Raw genomic sequence first — 20366 nt, forward strand, 5'->3', positions numbered from 1 at the left:
GATCAGGTGTTTCCAGCGAATGGTCATCAGCCTCTCCTGCGCGATGCTTCGGGAATGCCGGAATTCAGCGTCGTGGCCAGAAGGGATACGCCGCCGGCGAGATAGACGGCCGCTCCCACCAGAAGCATGATGACACCGCCCGTCTGCTGATCAACGACAGCGCTGAGCGGAATGCCGAAGCAGCTCACCTCGCCTTCGCCGTAAAGCACCCGCGGCGAGAGCGCCAGAAGTGCACCGAGCAGCGTCATGTGCATTGAGGTGAACAGCAGGCCGACGGCACCGGCGATGCGCCGACCATCCCTGCCCGTTTCAAGCCCGCCGAGACAGGAGAGCCACAGCGCCAGACCTGCCGCGAGAAAGGTGAGTTGCTCGATCGCGGCCATCGGCGGAGAGTTTTCCGACAGCGCCCGAAGGGCCGGAATGTGCCAGACCCATACGGCAATGAGTTCCGCAAGCGAGGCGACGATCGGCGAGAACCATGCCCAGCGCGCCGGGATGTCAAAGCGTGTGCCCGAAACACCGATGGCGATGAGCGGTGCCGCTCCGGCAACCACACCCATGTGCGCGATCATGTGGATGGTGAACGAGGCCCGGTCGGCAAAGGGCAGAAGCATTCCCCAGAGCGCCGCAAGCAAGATGATGCCGAGAACGAACGATGCTCGCTTCATCGCTGGCACTCCGCGATGAAGATCAGAGGGATCGCCACATAGACAACGGCGACGAAACTGAGACCGGAAAGAAGAAGCGTGGCAAAGCCCTGAAACAGTGTACGATCCCTCCGGGTCGGCTCGTCATGCGGCGGATCGCCGGAGCCGAATCCCCATTGACGCCAGGCGAGCCAGGCAGAAAGAACGATGGCTGCGAGCGCCACGATGGTGAACCCGCCGAGCGCCAGCCGCACCGTGTTGAAACTAAAATCGAGGGATGTCGCCTTGGCGCAGTAGACCGCGACTGTCGCATAGCAGCCGACGAAATGGATCGCCCAGACGGTCGGGGCGGTGAACAGGGTCCAGAGGCTTTCCACCTCGCGCGGAATGACGCTCTTCATGTGCTTACCATCGGAAACAGGCCCAGCACCGCGAAGGTGACGACGGCGGTAAAGGCCATGAAATGCCAGTATAGCGCCACATTGCGGATATCCTGATCATACGCCGCCGTGACACGGCCCGTCAGGCTTCCGACAAGGCAATAGGCCTGCATGATCACCCCGACAGCACCATGGGTGACCGTCCAGATGGCGATGATCCAGACGGTTGCGGGATAGACGTTGATGGTCGGATCCATGCCGTAGAAATAGGGGCCGGCAAGCCCAGCGAGACAGGCGGCGATGGTGACGAACATGCCGGCAACGAGTGCGATGCGGCAGCCCGCCGGCCCTTTTCCGTTCAATTCCCGGGCCGCGATCGTCAGAAGCCACGCGATGACGAACAGGGTGAGCGCCGCCATCGGCCACAGTGGGCCGGGACCGGCCGCACCGGCGGTGAAATCGTCATGCACCGTCCAGTAGAAGAAATAGCCGAAGATCAGGCTGGCGAAGGCGGTGCCGTCGCCGACCATGGTGATGAACATCGCCCACCAGCCGACCGAGGCCGGACCGGACACATAGACCGGCAATTTCCGTCCCAGTCCGACATCCACCTCTTCCGCCTCCGGGACCTGCGCTGTGCCGGTCCATAGCCAGACCATGATCGCGATGAAGGTTATGATGGCGCAGATAAGTGTCGGCACCCACCAGTGGAAGGTCAGCGCGATGAACACGCCGCCGAGCGCCAATGCGGCGACCATCGGCACGTAGGAGACGCCTCCGACCCTAAGACACTGGATCGGCTCGGCGTCGAGCACGGAGGTGACGAGAGTCTCGCGTTTGCCCGATTTCGCGTCCGGCAGATAGTAACGCCCTGCCTCGATATCGGCCTGCAGGTTCGGTTGTTCCCACAGCGGATAGCGGCTGGTGATGATCGGCACCGAGCGCATGCCCCAGCTCTCGGCAGGATCGTTGGTCCATTCCAGAGTGCCGGCATTCCAGGGGTTGAGATTGCGCGCCTCCGGCTTAGGCTTGGGGCGGAAAATGTCGATGACGAAGGTTGCGACACCGGCGGCGAAGACGAAGGCGCCGATTGTCGAAATCATGTTGAACAGGTCCCAGCCGAAATCCTCCGGATAGGTGAAGACGCGCCGCGGCATACCGCGCAGGCCGGAAAAATGCATGGGGAAAAAGCCGACGTTGAAGCCGACGAACATCAGCCAGAAGGCCACCTTGCCCCAGGCATCGGAAAGCCTCTTTCCGGTGACGAAGGGGAAGTAATAATAGATGCCGGCGACGATCGGGAAGAACATCCCGCCGATGATCACGTAATGAAGATGGGCGACGATGAAATAGGTGTCATGCGCCTGCCAGTCGAAGGGGGCGAGTGCCACCATGACGCCGGTCAACCCGCCGATGGTGAAGATCGCGAGCCCCCCTGCACCGAACAGCATCGGCACCGAAAATATTACCCTGCCCGCCAGCATCGTGGCGATGAAGACGAAGATTTGCACCCCGGTCGGGATCGCCACCGCTTCTGATGCCGCCGAGAAGAAGGCGAGCGAGATCTGCGGCAGGCCGGTGGTGAACATGTGGTGTACCCACAGGCCGAAACTGAGGAAGCCGGTGCCGACGGCGGCAAGCACGATCCATGAATAGCCGACGATCGGCCGCTGCGAGAAGGTCGGCACGATCATCGCCATCAGCGCGATCGCCGGCAGGAAGATGATGTAGACTTCCGGGTGGCCGAAGATCCAGAACAGGTGCTGCCATAGAAGCGGATCGCCGCCGCGCGAGACATCGAAGAACGGCCAGTCGAACATCCGTTCCATCTCGAACAGGATGTCGCCGGCGATCAGCGGCGGGAAGGCGAAGAGAATCATGCCGGCGACGATCAAGAGATACCAGGCGAACATCGGCATCATGTTGATGCGCATGCCCGGCGCGCGGCATTTCATGATGCCGACGATGATCTCCACGGCGGCGGCGATCGAGGCCACCTCGATGAAGGAGAGGCCGAGCAGCCAGATATCGGCGCCGATTCCGGCATATTCCTTGTCGGTGGCGAGTGGCGGATACATGAACCAGCCGGCATTGGGCGCCGCATTGAAGAAGATCGAGCCGCAGACGAAAATGCCGCCGAGCAGAAAGCTCCAGTAGCCGAAGGCGGAAAGCCTCGGGAACGGAAGTTCGCGGGCCCCGAGCATGGAGGGCAGAAGGAAGATCGCGATGGCCTCGAAGATCGGCACCGCGAAGAGGAACATCATCACCGTGCCATGCAGGGTGAAGGCCTGGTTGAACAGGTCGGCGGAGATGAGATCGTTGTTGGGCACCGAGAGCTGCGCGCGCATGAGCAGGCCCAGCAGGCCGGCAAACAGCATGAAGGCGAAGGCTGTCACGCCATACCAGAGGCCGATCTCGCTATTGTTGACCGAGGTCCAGTAGCGCCAGCCGCTCGGTGTTTTCCAGACCTTGCGAAGCCGCTCTTCCTGCGCTGCCCGCTCTTCGGGCGAAAAATTGCCGAGCTCCACCATTACTTGAGCTCCTTCAGAAATACCGCAATCTTCTTGATGTCCTCGTCGGGCAGCATGCCGAAATGCGGCATCTTTACACCCGGCTTAACGGCGCCGGGATAAGCCACGAAGCGGGCGATATCCTCGGCCGTATGCGGCAATGATCCGGCGGCAAGTGTAGCTCGTTCGCCGAAAGCCGTGAGGTCCGGCCCGATGCGGCCATTTGCGGCCGTGCCGGAAATGGCGTGGCAGGCGCCGCAGCCGTTGTTGATGAAGACGGCCAGCCCTTCCGCATCATTCGGTGGCAAGGCCATGCGTTCGGCAAGCCACGCCTCGTGTTCTGCGGGCGTTACGGCGCGCACGGTAAAGGCCATCAATGCGTGGGATTCGCCGCAGAACTCGGCGCAGACGCCGCGATAGGTCCCTTCCCTGTCGGCTGTCAGCGTCAGCGGATTGGTGCGGCCGGGGATCATGTCCATCTTGCCGCCGAGCGACGGCACCCAGAAGGAATGAATGACGTCTGCTGCCTTGAGCGAGAAATGCGCCGGTTCGCCGACCGGAATGCGCACCTCGTTGGCGGTTTCGAACATCACACCACCCGCCTCGTCCAGATAGCGCACCCGCCACCAGAACTGTTCTCCGGTCACTTCGATGCGCCGCACCGGCTGGTCGTCCGGCACCCATGGCCGGATCGCCGGCATCAGCCACATGCCATAGGAGAGAAGCGCGAAAAGAATGACGGTCGGGATGATCGCGCCACCCCACAGAATGACACGGCCGGCGTTCTCCTCGCTATGCGCCCGTGTCTTGCGCGCAGCGTAAACGAGGGCGCCCACAAGCCCGATCCAGATGACAGTCCCGCCGATAAGCATGACGAAGAAAAGCTGCGCGACATTTGCCGCCTCCGGCCCGGCCGGGTCGAGTGCTGAATGGTTTCCGGAACAGGATGCGAGAGCGGAGACGAACGGAACGATGAAGCTGGGACAGAGCCGCGAAGTATATGTCTTCGATCCTGTTGGCCGACATCCGCCGGTCAAGCGCTCATCCCTCATCCAGAACCGCCCCTCTGCGATACCGTTATGACCGGTATCCGGTCATTCAAGGCCAAACGACCCCGGCGGCGCTTGGTTCCGGTCGGCTCAGTTTTATTTTGGAAGAGCCAGAAGATCCCAATGCCCAACCTCGCAGCGTGCGTCGCCTATCAGGGCGATGCGGCTGCGGCGCCAATCCTCGATTGCAGAAACCTCGAGGCTCCCCGTTTCACCGACGGCCTTTGCCATCCCGTCTATGAGTTGCCTCTGCAGCTCTGCCTCACGGGGGCCGAGCTTCCATGGGCTAGAGGCGGAGAACACGGCGAAATCCTTCTGCCGCAGCAGGGTCTGCAACACCTGCCCCGCGGATGGCCCGAGCGCTGCGCCAAACCCCTTGTCGCCGCGCTGATGGGCATTGAAGGCAGCAATGATCGCGCGGTCCATGGGCAAAGGAACATCCCATTCGCAGTTGCCGTCATAGTTCAGTGCGCAATAGAGGCCGACCTTTTCTGCGGCCAAAACCGAAACGAGTTGGGTCAGAAACGCCTCGGAGACGAGATCGAAAAGCGCCGACGCCGTCACCATGCGTGAACCGTCAAACAGCTCACCTGCAAGATGGGCGAGATCCGTTTCCAGGCATTCGATCCGCCCCGAAGATCCGTGCCGGGCCATCGCTTCGGCCAGAAGCGCGGGATCGTTGTCGACCAGAAGCCATTGCCAGCTGTCCGAATGCGGCAGCATATCCCGGAAGGTCGAACCGGTGCCGCAACCCAGATCGACAACACGTGCATCGCCTCCTGCCTGCAGATAGTCGACCGCCCGCGCCTTCAGTCCGGCATCCCGCGCCGCTTGATCGGGCCTCTCGCGCAGATCGAGCCATCGCACTTCGAAGCCGGTCATAGTATGCGCTCCAGATAATCGGAAAGGATGGCGGCACTCGCCGGCCAATCGGGCAGTGCAAGGCCGGCCTTGAACGATCCGTCAGCATGATCTCGCCGCACCTGCGGATCGTCGAGCAGCCTCGCAAGAGCCGTCGAGAACCCTTCGACATCGCCTGGTGCAACAAGCATCCCCGCCGCCTCAGGCACCAGATCCGGTACCGCACCGCCGCGACATCCGACAATCGGCAATCCGCGTACCATCGCCTCCGCAAACACCATGCCGAATCCCTCGTACCGGCTGGCCAGAGCAAAAATGTCGGCCCGATCATATTCCGCCGAAAGGTCCTCCACCACACCGGTAATCTCGATCCGGTCGACCAGGCCGGCGTGTTCTACATGCCGGCGTAACGCGTCTGCACATGCGGCATCCATCCGGTCGCTGCCGACGATACGGCACCGCCATGGCCGATCGGCTATTTGTGCGAGCGCCGAAACCAGCGTTCGGTGATCCTTGCGCGGCGTCAGGGAACCGACGGCGAGGATCATCGGCGGCTCGCCAGAGGCAGACCCCGCGGCCTTTTTACCTCGCGCCGTTCCGGGCATGGCGATGAAGACATCCTCCTTCGCCACCGCGAAATCCGTCTCAAGCAGCCGCGCCGTCTCCGGGCTCGTCACCACGATACCACGCGCAGCAGCCAATGCCGCAACCTCGCTGTCGCGCAGTCTTGCGGCCTCCTGTTCCGTCAGCCCCGTTTCCATCGCCAGCGGATGATGAACGAGAGCGACGAGCCTTAATCGGCGGGTCTCGCGATGTGCGATGTCCGGCATGGCGCCGAACGCCAGGCCATCGACAAGGACGAGGCTTTCATCCGGCAGGGCGTCGAGTTGCGCCGCTGTTGCCTTGAGATCTGCAGAACTCGGCATGGGAAAGCCGCTCGGCAAACGCAGATGCGCGACCGTCCAGCCGAGTGAATAGAGAGCCGCAATCATCTCACGGTCATAGCCATAGCCGCCACTGCGGGTCTGAATGTCGCCCGGAATAGCAAAGACCAAGTGCTTCCTCTGCTTCTCCACTTCAGATCGCCGCCTCGTACCAGGCGCGCGCCACATGGCTTTCATGCAGGGTGATTTTCAGCCGGCAAATGCGCGTGCCGCCCGGTCCAAGCTCTCCTGCCAGGATACGCCTGCGAAGATCGTCGAACACGTGCTTGGCCAGCACCTCGGTCGTCGTGACCTTGCCGCGAAAGACCTCCAGCTCATCAAGATTCTGATAGTTGAGCGGTGCGACTGCCGCCTTCAGGATCTCTGTCGCAAGGCCGATATCGACACCGAGCCCATTCTCATCGACATCTTCCGTCATGAAGGCCGCATCGACCACGAACGTGGCGCCATGCATCCCCTGCGCCGGTCCGAAAACCTCGCGCGGCAGGCTGTGGGCGATCATCATGTGGTCACGCACTTCAACAGCAAACATATTCGATCTGGTCCTTTCAGTTTAACGATAGCGAATCCGGTGGCATAGCGTGTCCGGGTCCGACAGGATGTCCATGTAGCGCGCCGCCAGGTCATCGAAAGCGGTCTCGCCCGAAACGAGGATGTCGAGGCGTTCATCGGCTAGAAGATGGAGTGCGGTCTGCAGGCGCCGCGACAGCGGCCAGCGGGCGCGATGTGATGCCGGCACGTGCCCGACCTGCGAGCCGACGATCGACAGCCGTTTGCTGTGAAAGCGTCCGCCCAAGGGGACGGCAGATGTCCCCTCGCCGAACCACGACATCTCGACGATCCTGGCCTCGAAACCGGCGAGTGCGATGGCCGTCACCAAGCCTTCCGAAGCGCCCGAGGTGTGAATGACGACATCGCTTTCCGCAGCGGCGGCCTCAGCCTCTTCAACTGTCGCGAACCGACAGCCGAGGGCCATGGCGAGTTCGGCGCGGGCAGCATTGATATCGACCATCGTGACCTGCGTACCGGGGATCTTGGCGGCCAGATAGGAGACGAGAGACCCGACTAGCCCGCCGCCGACCACCGCCACCCGGTCTCCCGGCAGGATACGCGCATCCCAGATCCCGTTCAGCGCCGTTTCCATATTGGCCGCAAGGACAGCGCGCGCAGCTGGTACCCCTTCGGGCACAGGAATTGCCATATGGGAGGGGATGAGGAAAATATCCTGATGCGGATGCAGGCAGAAGACGGTCTTGCCCGCCGTCAGGCCCGATGCCGCCTTTACCTGCCCCACGACCGCGTAGCCATACTTGACGGGGAAGGGAAATTCCCCTTCCTGCAGCGGTGCACGCATGGTCTGCTCTTCTTCCTTCGGAACGCAGCCCTGTGCGACCAGCCTCTCGGTCCCCCGGCTGATTGAGCCGTAGAGGCTTTCGACCAGAAGTTCGTCCGCGCCGGCATTGGCAAGCTCCGCCGATCGCAGTTCGGCATGTCCCTTATCCGTCAGCCAAAGTGCATGAGACCGGGTCATATATCGGCCCTGACGAGTTTATGGATCGGACGCCGCCAGCGTCGCGCCGAATGTGGCACGATCGGGCTCAATATTCGCGGCATGCGGCCCTCCTCCGGGATCGCGAAAAGACCGAGCCTCGTTGTCCATCGGCTGAACCATTCGGATGCCGTCAACATGGTGAAGGGAATGGACAGGCATAGGCCGGCGATCATCGGCAGCGTCCAGAAAACGGCGATCGGTCCGGCGCCCATCAGGAGAAAGCCGGCAAGGGTCAGACCGATAACCGTCTGCAACCCCATGCTGCGCAGCGCCGAGGGGAAGGAGACGCCGAGCCCGTCACGGTTCTGGCCGCTCCACGTTACGCAACGTCCGAACGGCAGGCCGAGGAGAAAGGTCGAGACATAGACGGCGATGATCGGCGCCATCAGCATCGAGGCGAAGACTTCGACGAAGGCCGAAATTCCGAAACGCAACGGGCCGCCATAACGGCGCACCGCATGCCTGGTCAGACAGACGTCCAGCATGCCTGCAAGTTTTGGTGTGATCGACATCAGGAAAATGACGGCAAACAGCATCAGGCCCAGCTGCAGATAGGCAGGATCGAAGCCTGTCGAGCTTGCCCGCCACGCCGCAGCAAAGGTCGCCGCGATCCAGGCCGGTGGTGCGACATACATCAGAATGGCCTGAAGGATCTGGAAGCGGCTGATCGGCAACAGCCCCCTTTGAAACAGAAACCGCCAGTATTGCATGTTGCCCTGGCACCAGCGCAGATCACGCTTGGCGAAATCCGGAAATGTCGGCGGGTTGGCCTCATAGCTTTGGGTCTCGATCGGCAGCACGCGCACCTCGTAGCCGCCACGGCGCATATACGCCGCCTCCAGCTGATCGTGGCTCAGCACCGGTCCGCCGAGTGGCGGCGCGCCAGGCAGCTCCGGGAGGCGGCAATGCTCACGGAATGCCTGCGTCCGAATGATCGCATTATGCCCCCAGTACGGGCCGCAGTCCGCATTCCACCAGGCCGATCCCATGGTGAATGCACGCATTCCATGCCGCATGCCGAACTGGAACATGCGGGCGAACCCGCTTTTTGCTGGCATGCCGACGACCAGCGATTGCAGAACGCCGATTTCGGGCCTCTGCTCCATGGCGGCAACGAGACGAACGATCGTATCGCCGGACATCACGCTGTCGGAATCGAGCGGCAGGAAGAAGTCGTAAGCGTCTCCATGCGCATCGAGGAAATCATGCACGTTGCCGGCCTTGTAGCCCGTGTTCAGCGGCCGGCGCCGATAGATGGGGCGCGACGCAAGCGGCACGTCCTGTCGATCGGAAAACCGGCGGAATGCGTCGATCTCCTGTTCCGCCACATCATCGCGTGACGTATCGCTCAGAATGAAGAACCGGAAATGATCGTCAAACCCCGTCGACCTCAGGCTCGCGGCCATTGCGTCCAGCCGCTCGAATGCGGCCGACGGATCTTCGTTTCTCAAGAACAGGGTGAGCGCGGTGCGGGATGAAAGCGACCCGACCCTACCCTCCCCGTAAAACGGATAGACACTGCGCGCCGGTTCTCCCGGTCCGTGCAGAAGGAGCACGCCAAGGATCGCATTCCAGAAGCCCAGCACCGTCCACGGCATCGCCAGCAGAAATCCAAGCAGCATGACCGCCTCGGAAACATCGATGCCGCCGGCTGACAGCATCCGGTACAGGCCCGTACCGAGCGCGGCGATCGTTACGATGTTCAATACGAGAACGATTGCGCGACGATACCCGACTGGAAGGCCCGCATAACCAGCCGGGATCTCTTCCACTGCCATCCTACCGCCGACGGAACCCTCTGCGCCGCGACCACCCTGTGTTTTGATGGTCCCCGGTTCCTGGCGGCATTCATGCAGATCCATTCAGATATACTTTCGGTGTGGCTGACAGAAGAAAATAGGCTTGTCTTGACGTTCAGCAAGGCTGGAGATCGTACGCCCGCTTCGCCGGCCCTCACTTATGGGTGATCCGCGCCGTTCGGGAACAAATCACCAGCTTCTCCGGTTGACGATAAAATTCTCGCCTGTGCCATGGAGTGACGGATGGCTATTTTCTCCTCGACCAATCGGGATGCTGCTGCGTATCCTTTGCAATCGCTGTTTGTCCCGTTCCCGCTCGTCTGCTTCACCCTCACACTCGTGGCTGACATCGCCTATTGGCAGAGTGATGGCAACCTTATCTGGCTTACCTTTGCGTCGTGGTTGCTTTTTGCCGGGCTGGTGTTCGGTGCAATCGGCCTGTTGGCCGGCGTTATAGATTTCCTCCGTCGACGCACCCGGCCACTTCGGCCCGGCTTTTTGGCCATCCTGCTCTATGTCGCGATCCTTCTGCTCGCTTTCGTCAACAGCTTCGTTCATGCCCGCGACGGCTGGACGGCGGTCATTCCGTTCGGCCTGACGATCTCGGCCGCGACATTCGTGCTCGCAGTATTCGCTGCGATTGTGTCCGCCCGCAAATACGCAAGACTGGCCTGGAGGGTCTGAAATGAAGTCGTTCGTCAAAAGCGTTTCCATCATAGCCCTGATGGCCGGGTTTGCAGGCTCCGCAATGGCGCAAAGCGGCGGGTTTGATACATCCCAGCAGATCGGCCCCGATCCGGTCTTGCCGGAACCGCAGCAGGAACTGCTGCCGGATCTTAAGGTGGCGCCGGTCGTCGGCTGGCAGGATGGCGAAACGCCGGCTGTACCGGAAGGCCTCAGAGTGACGGCCTATGCGAGGGATCTTGCCAATCCGCGTACCGTCCACACACTGCCCAATGGCGATGTGCTGGTTGTGCAATCCAAGGCACCGGAGGGAAAGCCACTGAGCCGTCCGAAGGATTTCATTCGCGGCTGGATCATGTCGATGGCAGCGGGCGATAGTGGCGAGCAAAAGGAGACCAATCTCATTACCCTGCTGCGCGACACCAATCGCGACGGCGAGGTAGACGAACGTCACGACCTTCTCACCAACCTCGATTCTCCGTTCGGCCTCGCCTGGGTGGACAATACGCTCTATGTGGCATCCGCGAGCGCCGTTCTCGCCTACCCTTACGAACTCGGCCAGAACCAGATCAGTGAGGCGCCGAGAACCCTGACGCCATTGCCCGGCGGTCCGTTGAACCATCACTGGACCAAGGATTTGGCGCTCAGCCCGGATGGCCGCATGCTCTACGTCTCAGTCGGCTCGAATTCGAACGCTGCCGAAAACGGACTGGAGGCCGAAAAAGGCCGGGCCGCCATCTGGCAGGTGGACCGGCAAACAGGCGCCGCGCGTGTATTCGCCTCCGGCCTGCGCAATCCCAACGGGCTGACCTTTCATCCCGAGACCGGCGAGTTGTGGACCGTGGTCAACGAGCGCGACGAACTCGGGCCCGACCTCGTGCCGGACTATATGACATCCGTGAAGGATGGCGGCTTCTATGGTTGGCCGTGGAGCTATTACGGCAACCATGTGGATCCCCGCGTTCATCCCCCGCGCCCCGACATGGTGGAAAAGGCAATCAAGCCCGATTATGCGCTATCGAGCCATGTGGCGGCGTTGGGCATGGCCTTCACCGCTGGCTCGGCCATGCCGCAGGCTTTCGCGAACGGTGCATTTGTCGGCAATCGCGGCAGTTGGAACCGTGACAGCTTCAACGGCTACAAGGTGGTCTATATCCCGTTCGAGAACGGCAAACCGTCAGGCAAGACGCAGGATGTCGTTACCGGTTTTCTTGATGGAGAACAGGCCCGCGGGCGACCCGTCGGCCTTGGTATCGATGGCACAGGTGCTCTCCTTGTCGCCGACGACGCTGGCAACACCGTCTGGCGTATATCTTCCTCCGATGGAAACACGGTCTCGCAACCTGTGGGCACTGACCGCAACAGCACCGGATTGCCCACCCTGACGGATGTTCGAAACGGACAGCCAGGCGTAGACACCACGACGCAGGATCGCCCCGCAGGACAGGAACCGCTCTCCGCCGAACCGGACGGGTCGCAGCCGGCGCCGATGCAAGTCGCACCCGCAACCGGTCCCTGAGCATCCCTTGGTCGCTAATGCCAGCCAGCTCAATCTGAGAGTAAGTGAGCCAGGCGCCTGAAATCTTGATGGAGTTTTTCGACGGGGCGCAGTGTCAAAGCACTGCGCCCCGTCTTTTGATTATGAAGTCCGCGGCAACCCGTTGATGATCTTGTCCAGGGTCACCGGATAGTTGCGGACACGCACGCCGGTTGCGTTGTGGACAGCGTTGGCAAGCGCTGCGGCAACGCCGCAGAGGCCCAACTCTCCGACGCCCTTCGCCTTCATCGGCGAAGAATAGGGGTCGGTCTCGTCCAGAAAGATCACATCCTGATCATGGATATCCGCATGAACGGGCACCTCGTAGCCTGCAAGGTCGTGATTGACGAAGAACCCTCTGCGCTTGTCGACCGCCAGTTCCTCCATGAAGGCGCCGCCAACACCCATCGTCATTGCGCCGATCATCTGGCTGCGTGCCGTGATCGGATTGAGAATCCGGCCAGCGGCCGCCACCGCGAGCATGCGGCGGACACGAATCTCCGCCGTATAGGCATCAATGCCGACCTCGACGAAATGGGCGCCGAAGGTCGATTGCTGCTTCTCCTCCGAGATGTCGCCGTATTCGATCGTGTCCTCGGCGATGAGGCCGTCCTCGCCCGCCGCTTCGGCAAGCGGGATGGACCGGTTGCCCGATCGGATTTCACCATCGGCAAACGTGACGTCGGCGGAGTTGAAGCCGACCTTTTGGGATACGGCCTCACGCAATGCTACACAGGCGGCGTAAACGCCGGCGGTTGAGCTGTTTGCACCCCATTGCCCGCCCGAACCGGCAGAGACCGGAAAGCGTGTGTCACCGAGATTGACCGCTACCTTTTCGATTGGCAGGCCCATCATCTCGGCAGCCGTCTGCGCGATGATCGTATAGCTGCCGGTGCCGATATCGGTCATGTCCGTCTCGACCGTCACAACGCCCTGCCGGTCGAGACGGACGCGCGCGCCGGATTTCATGACGAGATTGTTGCGGAATGCCGAAGCAACCCCCATGCCGATCAGCCAGCGCCCGTCACGGACGCTGCCGGGATTTGGATTGCGGTTCTGCCAGCCGAACCGTTCCGATCCGACCCGCAGGCACTCGACGAGCTGGCGCTGCGAGAACTGCTTCTCCGGGTTTTCCGGATCGACCTGGGTATCGTTGAGAATGCGGAACTCTACAGGGTCGATGTTCAGTTTCTCCGCCATCTCGTCCATGGCGATTTCGAGCGCCATCAGACCCGGTGCTTCTCCCGGTGCGCGCATGGCATTGCCCTCCGGCAAGTCGAGCGTCGCAAGTCGCATCGCCGTCATGCGATGCTGGCCCGCATAGAGAAACCGTGTCTGTTGCACGGCGGCCTCGACACCGCCACCGGGCAGATCGCCGGACCAGCTTTCATGACCGATAGCCGTGATCCTTCCATCCTCGCCTGCCCCGATTCGAATGCGCTGGATGGTGGCGGGGCGATGCGTCGTGTTGTTCATCAGGAACGGACGCGGCAGCGCCAGCTTGACCGGCCGACCGGCGGCCCTGGCGCCAAGTGCTGCGAGAAGCGCATCGGATCGCAGGAAGAGTTTCGATCCGAAACCACCGCCGATGAAGGGAGACATGATGTGGATCTTGTCTTCATCGATGCCAAGCGTGGTGGCCAGCTGTGTCCTGTTCCAGGCGATCATCTGGTTCGAGGTCCACAGCGTCAGCTCGTCGTTATTCCACACCGCAAGCGAGGCGTGGGGTTCCATCATCGCGTGGGACTGGTCGGGGGTCGTGTAGCGCTCGTCCAGTTTGACTGCGGCCGCCTCGAAAGCGGGCGAAAAATCACCGGCGGCGCTATCCGGGTCGCCGCTTTCGGGCTTCACGGCAGCTTCCGTCTCTGCAGACAAATCGAACGAACCGGGAGCTTCGACGTAATCGACCTTGATCAACTGCGCGGCGGCTCGGGCCTGCTCGAAACTCTCGGCCACCACGACGGCAATGGCCTGATGATAGTGCTGGATCTCCGGCCCGCCGAACAGGACGGCAGTGTTCAAGCTGCCTTTGCCAAGCTTTCCCGCACTCTCGGCAGTCACCACCGCAAGTACGCCGGGCGCCCTTTGTGCTGCCTGCACGTCCATCGACGAAATCCGTCCCTTGGCGATGGCGGCGCCAACCGGGTATCCATAGGCGGCATTCAGGCTCGCATCTTGCCATTCGTAGGCATAGGTTGCGGTACCCGTGACCTTGCGCGGACCGTCGATGCGGGTGATCGCCTGACCGACGACCTTCAACTGGTCGATCGGATTTTCTTTTGCTGGTGTATCGAACAGCATGGCTTATCCCTTCGTGTCTTCGAGGATGCCCGCGAGCGTGCGCTCGGCCAGGGTCACCTTGAATTCGTTTTCTTCGGTGGTGCGGGCACCCGCGAGTACGCGGTCCATCACCGCAGCTGCCCCTCTCGGCAACTCGGCCTCGGCGGCTTCCACGCGCCATGGTTTGTGGGCAACGCCGCCGAGCGCCACGCGGCCGGTACCGTCCTCCCGTATGATGGCCGCCACCGAGACCAGCGCGAAGGCGTATGAGGCACGGTCACGCACCTTGCGATAGACGTGTCGTCCGACCACGGGTGCCGGCAGCGTAACGGCGGTAATGATTTCTCCCTGGTCCAGCGCCGTCTCCACATGCGGCGTGTCGCCGGGCAACCGGTGGAAATCGGCAATGGGGATGGAGCGTGTTGCACCGTCCGCCTTTACCGTTTCGACCGCCGCATCGAGAGCACGCATGGCGACCGCCATGTCGCTCGGATGGGTGGCGATACACTGGTCGCTCACGCCGACGATGCCTAGCTGGCGCGTAACGCCGCCGATCGCAGAGCAGCCACTGCCCGGCTGGCGCTTGTTGCAGGGCTGGTTCGTGTCGTAGAAATAGGGACAGCGCGTACGCTGCAGGAGATTTCCCGCCGTCGTGGCCTTGTTGCGCAACTGGCCCGAAGCCCCGGCCACGAGCGCCCTCGTGAGAAGACCGTAATCACGACGCACGCGTTCGTCTGCCGCCAGATCGGTGTTGCGCACCAGCGCCCCGACCCGAAGGCCGCCCTCGTCCGTCGCCTGGATCGTGTCGAGGCCGAGGCCGTTGACGTCGATCAGGTGGGTCGGCGTCTCGATTTCCAGCTTCATCAGATCGAGCAGATTGGTACCGCCCGCAATGAACTTGGCATTGCCGTTCTGCGACGCCGCGACTGCAGCAGATTGCGCCGAGGTGGCGCGCTCATAGGTGAACTCTCTCATGCGGGCCTCCCTGCAACTTCGTTGATTGCGGCAACGATGTTGGGATAGGCCCCGCATCGACAGATATTGCCGCTCATGCGCTCGCGCAATTCCATATCCGATACAACCGTCGGTGCCGTTAGGTCATCTGTGACGTGACTTGGGATGCCGGCGCTGATTTCCTCAAGCACGGCAACGGAGGAACAGATTTGTCCCGGCGTGCAATAGCCGCACTGGAAGCCGTCATGCTTGACGAAGGCGGCTTGCATCGGATGCATGTTCGAAGTCGTGCCAAGGCCCTCGATCGTGGTGATTTCGTCATCCTGATGCATGACGGCAAGTGTCAGGCAGGAGTTGATGCGGCGCCCATCGACCATCACGGTGCAAGCTCCGCATTGACCATGGTCGCAACCTTTTTTTGTACCGGTGAGCGCCAGCTGTTCGCGCAGCGCGTCGAGCAAGGTCGTTCGGTTATCGACGGTCAGTTGGCGGGGAATGCCATTGACGGTGAAAGCGATCTCGCTTGCATGACGGCCGCCATCGATAGCAGAAGGGCCGGACTGTATCTGGGCGTTAGCTGCCAATGTTGAGGCAGCGACGGAAATGGCGGCAGTACCGACCATGAGATCCCTCCGTGATATATCAAGGACGTTTGAGCTTTGCATATCGGCTCCATTGTTTCGGCGATCCCGCAAGTTGCGGCGATCAAACGGGTCAATCTCCAACCGGCGGACCGGTTCCATTCGAGACTCGTCGAGCTAGTGCCGTCACACAGCCGAACTACCCCAGAAAAAACGAATACACTTATACTCGTCAGTCATGAGTGCTAGAACGCGAACGCCCCGCCTGCATTTGAAATGCTGCCCCTGACCATTCAACGCACTGGGTTCTCATCGCTTTTTCGAAGCAATCGATCGTGCTGGTTATCGCCGTATGCGTTAATCAGGTACTTTCGAGACTGCGCCGGCGCCGGTTCACAATGTCGTAAGCGAAAAAGTAAGTGCACCATCATGAATTTCCGCGGGCCGGATTAACGACCGTAAGCCGCCCTTTCCCGAATTCCGATCGAAGTCGGTCGCGCCGGAGAGGTCTGACACCTCCCGTGAGACGCGGCCGACATGCTGTGGGCCTCGACACTCTCTTGACTGACGGTGACCGCCGCCCCACATCCCGCCGCGATTGTCACAGGCGCACCATATGAAAAAATTCTTCGAAACCACGTTCGGACCGACCGAGCTCGACATTGTCGAGACAGCCCTGACCGAGTGGATAGCTCTTGCGAATGTTGCCAAGGGCAGCCCGGAAGCCGAACTGGCGGCGGCTATCGTGATCAACCTGTTCCGGGAAGGAAACGACACGATGCCCGCGATGCGCCAGGCGATGGCCGCGCACCGCAGCCTTGGCGAACTGCGGCACATCTGACGCATGATCGCGGCGTCGTTACGATTTCATGGTTTGCGTGGCTGGGTTTGCGTGAATGGCAGGCGGCAGGAACAAAAGCGATGCTCCCCGGTTTCCTCCTCGCAGATAACTGCAAGGAGGAGACATCATGGACCACACCAATCATGTTCGCCTGAGCACGACGGAACTGACGCCGACAATCTTGGAAGGCGCCACGATTTACGGCGCTGATGATCACAAGGTCGGCAAGGTCGATCATATCCACGGATCCGGTGCAGGCAGCAGCGCGATCATCGATGTCGGCGGATTTCTCGGCATTGGTGCCAAGCCCGTCGCCGTACCGTTGACCGATCTGGAATTCATGCGCGACGAGGACGGCGATGTGCATGCCGTCACGGCCTGGACGAAGGACCAGCTCAAGCAGATGCCCGAGCACCGCCACTAGATGGCGGTAGAGCGTCCGAGACCGGCGATCGAGGCAGCGGATCCATCCGGGTTCGCTGCCCCGACATATTGGACCCACCAGCTTGGATCGGGTCTTTGCATGCCGGCTGCGCCGATGATTACGAGTGGCAACCGCTGCTGCTTTGGCGCTTCTAGCAACTCTTCGGATTCTCATGGCGGGCCGCCGATTTTGCCTCATCCACTGGCTTCCATCGCTCTTCGACAGCCCTAAAGATCATGTAGAGCGCGGGTACGACGAAGATTGAAAGGACGGTCGAAATCAGCATGCCGCTAACGACGGAAATGCCGATCGACTTGCTCGCGCTGGCACCGGCACCGCTGGCCAGAACCAGCGGTATCATCCCGGCGATAAAGGCGATCGATGTCATCAGGATCGGCCGGAAACGCAGCTTGCCTGCAATGACGGCGGAATCCAGTAGCGATTTGTTCTCCTTGATCCTGAGTTCGCGGGCGAACTCTACGATCAGGATTGCATTCTTGGCTGCCAAGGCGACCAAAAGAACCAGCCCGATCTGGGTATAGAGCGTGTTCTGCAGGCCGAGCGCCAGAAGCATCGCAACGGTACCTGCCAATGCCAATGGCACGGAAAGGATCACCGGCATCGGTCCGAGCCAGCTTTCGTATTGGCCGGCGAGCACGAAATAGACGAGCACCAGTGCGAGACCGAAAGCGATGTAGATCTGGTTTCCAGCGAGCTTTTCCTGATAGGAAATCGCCGTCCAGTCGGTCGTCGCCCCCATCGGAAGCACCTTAGCCGCCGCCGTCTCCATGATCCGCATGGCGTCGCCGGAACTGATATCGGCTTGAGGCCGGCCGGCAATCGCAGTCGCCGGACGCATGTTGTAGAGCGAGATCAGCGAAGGACCGACGGTCTCGGACACGTCGACAATGCTCTTGATCGGCACAAGGGAACCCGCCGCGTTCGGAACCTTAAGGCGGTCGATCCCCTCGGCGACGCTGCGATAGGAACCTTCCGCCTGGACATAGACCTGGAATGTCTTTCCGAACCTGGTGAACTGGTTGACATAGGCTGAGCCCAGATAGCCGGAGAGGCTGTTGAACACGTCACCGACGGCAACACCCAGTGTGGCAGCCTTTATCCGGTCGACATTGATGGCGAGCTGCGGCGTGTTGAAGTTGGCATTAACTTGAACGCCCCGGAGCGCCGGATCCTTCATCGCCTCGCCGGCGACACCATTGGCAATCTCGGCCAGCCGGTTGAAGTCACCGCTGCCGTCGGTCAGTCCGACGATCATGCTGAAGCCGGCCGTGTTGCCGATGCCCTGGATGGAGGGCGGCGGAACCGCGATAGCCATTCCGTCGTCCAGATCGGCCAGCCTCTTTGAAATCGACTGATAGATCGGTAGCAGATTTTCCGACGGTCCGCGCTCGTTCCAAGGCTTCAGCACGATATAGGCGAGGCCAGCGCTGGGAAGCGGCGCATTGTTGTCGAGCAGCGAAACACCCGCCACGGTAATGACGTTGTCGATCCCCGGCTGGTCTTTCAGCCGTTCCTGTACCTGTTTCAATGACCGGTCGGTGCGCTCGATCGATGCACCGGGCGGCAGCTGGACCGAGGCCACGAGATACCCCTGGTCCTCCAGCGGCAGAAACCCTGTCGGCACTTTCGACAGGCCGACGAAAGCCAGTGCCACGATCACCGCGGTGAAGGCTGCGACCATGTAGCGAAAGTGCATGAGCCAGCCGAGGAATGCGGTATATCCGTCTTCCAGCCGGGTGAAGCCTCGGTCGAACCAGCGGAAGATGACGTTGCGCTCGCCGACCGGCTTGATCGGCCGCATCCACAGCGCCGCCTGGACCGGCTTCAGCGTGATTGCATTGATCGCGCTGATGATGGCGGTCGCGGCGATCACCAGGGCGAATTGCTGGTAGAGCTTGCCGGTGAGCCCGGGCAGGAATGCGGCTGGCAAAAACACGGCGACCAGAACCAGCGTGATGCCGATAATGGGGCCGAACAGTTCGTCCATCGCCTTTTCGGCGGCCTGCGGCCCTTTGAGGCCATCGGACATGTGGCGCGCCGCCCCCTCGACGATGACGATCGCGTCGTCGACGACGATGCCGATGGCCAGCACCAGCGCGAACAGCGTCGACATGTTGATTGAAAACCCGAGCATCGCCATGGCCGCGAACGCACCGACCAGTGTCACCGGCACCGTCGTCGCCGGCACGAGCATGGCCCGCCAGTCCTGCAGAAACAGGAGGATGACGACGAGAACGATGACACAGGCCTCGATCAGGGTCATGTAGACGGATTGAACGGCAGCGTTGACAAACGCGGTGGTGTTGAACGGCACCGAGTAGCTCAGGCCCTGCGGGAAGGCCTTCGCCAGCTCGCTCATGCGGCTATCGACGGCCTGTGCGACATCCAGCGCATTGGCTTCCGGCAACTGGCTGATTGCAAGCGATGCCGAGGCTTTGCCGTTGACCCGGAATACCTGGCCGTAGGATCTGGAGCCGAGTTCGACGCGGGCGACATCACGCAATGCGGTGATCGCGCCGGTCTCCGTATCGGTCTTGAGGATCACGTCCTCGAATTGCTCCACCTGATCGAGGCGCCCGGAAATCTCGATCGGCGTCTGGAACGCCTGGCCGGAACTCACCGGTGGCATGCCGATCTGACCGCCCGATACGGTCTGGCTCTGAGATTGGACAGCGCTGACCACATCGGATGGTTTCAGTCCCCTTGCCTGCAGCCGGTCGGCATCGAGCCAGATGCGCATCGCATAATCGCCGGCGCCATAGACCGTCACGTCACCGACGCCCGGTACCCGCGCAATCTCATCTTTCAGGTTGATCGTCGCATAGTTGGCAAGAAAGAGACTGCCGTAGCTTGGATCGGCAGCATCAAGCGTCACGAAGGCCAGGATCGAGGTCGACCGCTTACGCACAGTGACACCCTGGGACTGCACCGAGCTTGGCAGTTGCGCGTTCGCCGCATCGACGCGGTTCTGCACCAGGATCTGCGCTTCGTCTGGATCGGTTCCGATATCGAACGTCACCGTGAGCGAGTACGAGCCGTCGCTGGCGCTGTTCGACTGCATGTAAAGCATGCCCGGCACGCCGTTCACCTGCTGCTCGATCGGCAGCGCCACAGTGTCCATGAGGGTCTTGGCGCTCGCTCCCGGATAGCGGGCCTGGACCTGGACGGTCGGCGGCACGATGTCTGGATATTGCGCGATGGGAAGCCGCAGAAACGCAAGTATCCCGATCAGAATCGTCAAGAGCGCGATGACATTGGCCAACACCGGCCGTTCGATGAAGAAACGTGAAAACATGAAATCA

The 20366-nt window shown here is 61.5% G+C and carries 17 protein-coding genes; 4 read left to right on the top strand and 13 right to left on the bottom strand.

What is annotated here, in order from left to right; genetic code table 11:
• Positions 1-26: 26 nt before the first annotated feature.
• The 9 genes from AC0JZ4_RS22775 to mdoH form a co-directional block, all read right to left on the bottom strand.
• A complete protein-coding gene (locus tag AC0JZ4_RS22775; RefSeq protein ID WP_471888745.1) occupies positions 27-668 on the bottom strand; it encodes a cytochrome c oxidase assembly protein in 642 nt (213 codons plus the stop codon).
• Positions 665-1048, bottom strand: coding sequence for a hypothetical protein (locus AC0JZ4_RS22780; RefSeq protein ID WP_471888746.1), 384 nt, complete (start codon positions 1046-1048; stop codon positions 665-667). The genes AC0JZ4_RS22775 and AC0JZ4_RS22780 overlap by 4 nt, the downstream gene beginning before the upstream one ends.
• A complete protein-coding gene (gene ctaD / locus AC0JZ4_RS22785; protein WP_471888747.1) occupies positions 1045-3558 on the bottom strand; it encodes a cytochrome c oxidase subunit I in 2514 nt (837 codons plus the stop codon). The genes AC0JZ4_RS22780 and ctaD overlap by 4 nt, the downstream gene beginning before the upstream one ends.
• Positions 3558-4574 (bottom strand): cytochrome c oxidase subunit II, encoded by a 1017-nt coding sequence (gene coxB, locus AC0JZ4_RS22790; RefSeq protein WP_471888748.1) that lies wholly within the window; start codon positions 4572-4574, stop codon positions 3558-3560. Before coxB ends, ctaD begins: the two co-directional genes overlap by 1 nt.
• Before the next feature lie 108 nt (positions 4575-4682).
• Positions 4683-5468 carry a class I SAM-dependent methyltransferase gene (locus AC0JZ4_RS22795; protein ID WP_471888749.1) on the bottom strand — a complete coding sequence of 262 codons (786 nt, stop codon included), beginning with the start codon at positions 5466-5468 and terminating at the stop codon, positions 4683-4685.
• Entirely contained in the window at positions 5465-6502 is a 1038-nt protein-coding gene (locus AC0JZ4_RS22800; protein WP_471888750.1) for a glycosyltransferase family 4 protein, read from the bottom strand. Before AC0JZ4_RS22800 ends, AC0JZ4_RS22795 begins: the two co-directional genes overlap by 4 nt.
• 22 nt (positions 6503-6524) lie before the next feature.
• The gene (locus AC0JZ4_RS22805; RefSeq protein WP_471888751.1) at positions 6525-6923 is read right to left on the bottom strand and encodes a 6-pyruvoyl trahydropterin synthase family protein; all 399 of its coding nucleotides are present in this window, start codon (positions 6921-6923) and stop codon (positions 6525-6527) included.
• Between the two features lie 21 nt (positions 6924-6944).
• Positions 6945-7922 carry a zinc-dependent alcohol dehydrogenase gene (locus tag AC0JZ4_RS22810; protein WP_471888752.1) on the bottom strand — a complete coding sequence of 326 codons (978 nt, stop codon included), beginning with the start codon at positions 7920-7922 and terminating at the stop codon, positions 6945-6947.
• Positions 7919-9805 carry a glucans biosynthesis glucosyltransferase MdoH gene (mdoH, locus tag AC0JZ4_RS22815; RefSeq protein WP_471888753.1) on the bottom strand — a complete coding sequence of 629 codons (1887 nt, stop codon included), beginning with the start codon at positions 9803-9805 and terminating at the stop codon, positions 7919-7921. The genes AC0JZ4_RS22810 and mdoH overlap by 4 nt, the downstream gene beginning before the upstream one ends.
• A gap of 180 nt (positions 9806-9985) precedes the next feature.
• Between mdoH and AC0JZ4_RS22820 the strand changes: the two genes are divergently transcribed.
• Positions 9986-10426 (top strand): DUF2231 domain-containing protein, encoded by a 441-nt coding sequence (locus tag AC0JZ4_RS22820; RefSeq protein WP_471888754.1) that lies wholly within the window; start codon positions 9986-9988, stop codon positions 10424-10426.
• A 40-nt stretch (positions 10427-10466) separates the two neighbouring features.
• Positions 10467-11945 (top strand): PQQ-dependent sugar dehydrogenase, encoded by a 1479-nt coding sequence (locus AC0JZ4_RS22825; RefSeq protein ID WP_471889072.1) that lies wholly within the window; start codon positions 10467-10469, stop codon positions 11943-11945.
• Positions 11946-12065: 120 nt separating this feature from the next.
• Here the strand turns inward: AC0JZ4_RS22825 and paoC are convergent, their stop codons facing one another.
• Genes paoC through paoA form a run of 3 tightly spaced genes read right to left on the bottom strand, consistent with a single transcriptional unit; the run spans position 12066 to position 15862 of the window.
• The gene (gene paoC / locus AC0JZ4_RS22830) at positions 12066-14264 is read right to left on the bottom strand and encodes an aldehyde oxidoreductase molybdenum-binding subunit PaoC (RefSeq protein ID WP_471888755.1); all 2199 of its coding nucleotides are present in this window, start codon (positions 14262-14264) and stop codon (positions 12066-12068) included.
• Between the two features lie 3 nt (positions 14265-14267).
• Entirely contained in the window at positions 14268-15218 is a 951-nt protein-coding gene (locus AC0JZ4_RS22835; protein WP_471888756.1) for an FAD binding domain-containing protein, read from the bottom strand.
• Positions 15215-15862, bottom strand: coding sequence for an aldehyde dehydrogenase iron-sulfur subunit PaoA (paoA, locus tag AC0JZ4_RS22840; protein ID WP_471889073.1), 648 nt, complete (start codon positions 15860-15862; stop codon positions 15215-15217). The genes AC0JZ4_RS22835 and paoA overlap by 4 nt, the downstream gene beginning before the upstream one ends.
• 532 nt (positions 15863-16394) lie before the next feature.
• On the opposite strand from paoA, the gene AC0JZ4_RS22845 reads away from it, so the two are divergent.
• Both AC0JZ4_RS22845 and AC0JZ4_RS22850 read left to right on the top strand, forming a co-directional pair.
• The gene (locus tag AC0JZ4_RS22845; RefSeq protein WP_471888757.1) at positions 16395-16619 is read left to right on the top strand and encodes a hypothetical protein; all 225 of its coding nucleotides are present in this window, start codon (positions 16395-16397) and stop codon (positions 16617-16619) included.
• 127 nt (positions 16620-16746) lie between these two features.
• Positions 16747-17043, top strand: a complete 297-nt coding sequence (locus AC0JZ4_RS22850) for a PRC-barrel domain-containing protein (RefSeq protein WP_471888758.1) — start codon at positions 16747-16749, stop codon at positions 17041-17043.
• 151 nt (positions 17044-17194) lie between these two features.
• Here AC0JZ4_RS22850 and AC0JZ4_RS22855 read toward each other — a convergent pair whose 3' ends face one another.
• Entirely contained in the window at positions 17195-20359 is a 3165-nt protein-coding gene (locus tag AC0JZ4_RS22855) for an efflux RND transporter permease subunit (protein WP_471888759.1), read from the bottom strand.
• Positions 20360-20366 lie beyond the last annotated feature (7 nt).

This window comes from [Rhizobium] kunmingense (genome assembly GCF_977018605.1).

Excerpts from the sequence above, each read along its gene's own strand:
- AC0JZ4_RS22805 (WP_471888751.1), bottom strand. The coding sequence starts at position 6,923 with ATGTTTGCTGTTGAAGTGCGTGACCACATGATGATCGCCCACAGCCTG.
- AC0JZ4_RS22775 (WP_471888745.1), bottom strand. The coding sequence starts at position 668 with ATGAAGCGAGCATCGTTCGTTCTCGGCATCATCTTGCTTGCGGCGCTC.
- AC0JZ4_RS22795 (WP_471888749.1), bottom strand. The coding sequence starts at position 5,468 with ATGACCGGCTTCGAAGTGCGATGGCTCGATCTGCGCGAGAGGCCCGAT.
- AC0JZ4_RS22810 (WP_471888752.1), bottom strand. The coding sequence starts at position 7,922 with ATGACCCGGTCTCATGCACTTTGGCTGACGGATAAGGGACATGCCGAA.
- AC0JZ4_RS22780 (WP_471888746.1), bottom strand. The coding sequence starts at position 1,048 with ATGAAGAGCGTCATTCCGCGCGAGGTGGAAAGCCTCTGGACCCTGTTC.
- AC0JZ4_RS22835 (WP_471888756.1), bottom strand. The coding sequence starts at position 15,218 with ATGAGAGAGTTCACCTATGAGCGCGCCACCTCGGCGCAATCTGCTGCA.
- AC0JZ4_RS22850 (WP_471888758.1), top strand. The coding sequence starts at position 16,747 with ATGGACCACACCAATCATGTTCGCCTGAGCACGACGGAACTGACGCCG.
- AC0JZ4_RS22820 (WP_471888754.1), top strand. The coding sequence starts at position 9,986 with ATGGCTATTTTCTCCTCGACCAATCGGGATGCTGCTGCGTATCCTTTG.
- ctaD (WP_471888747.1), bottom strand. The coding sequence starts at position 3,558 with ATGGTGGAGCTCGGCAATTTTTCGCCCGAAGAGCGGGCAGCGCAGGAA.
- paoA (WP_471889073.1), bottom strand. The coding sequence starts at position 15,862 with ATGCAAAGCTCAAACGTCCTTGATATATCACGGAGGGATCTCATGGTC.
- AC0JZ4_RS22855 (WP_471888759.1), bottom strand. The coding sequence starts at position 20,359 with ATGTTTTCACGTTTCTTCATCGAACGGCCGGTGTTGGCCAATGTCATC.
- mdoH (WP_471888753.1), bottom strand. The coding sequence starts at position 9,805 with ATGGATCTGCATGAATGCCGCCAGGAACCGGGGACCATCAAAACACAG.
- AC0JZ4_RS22845 (WP_471888757.1), top strand. The coding sequence starts at position 16,395 with ATGAAAAAATTCTTCGAAACCACGTTCGGACCGACCGAGCTCGACATT.
- AC0JZ4_RS22825 (WP_471889072.1), top strand. The coding sequence starts at position 10,467 with ATGGCCGGGTTTGCAGGCTCCGCAATGGCGCAAAGCGGCGGGTTTGAT.
- paoC (WP_471888755.1), bottom strand. The coding sequence starts at position 14,264 with ATGCTGTTCGATACACCAGCAAAAGAAAATCCGATCGACCAGTTGAAG.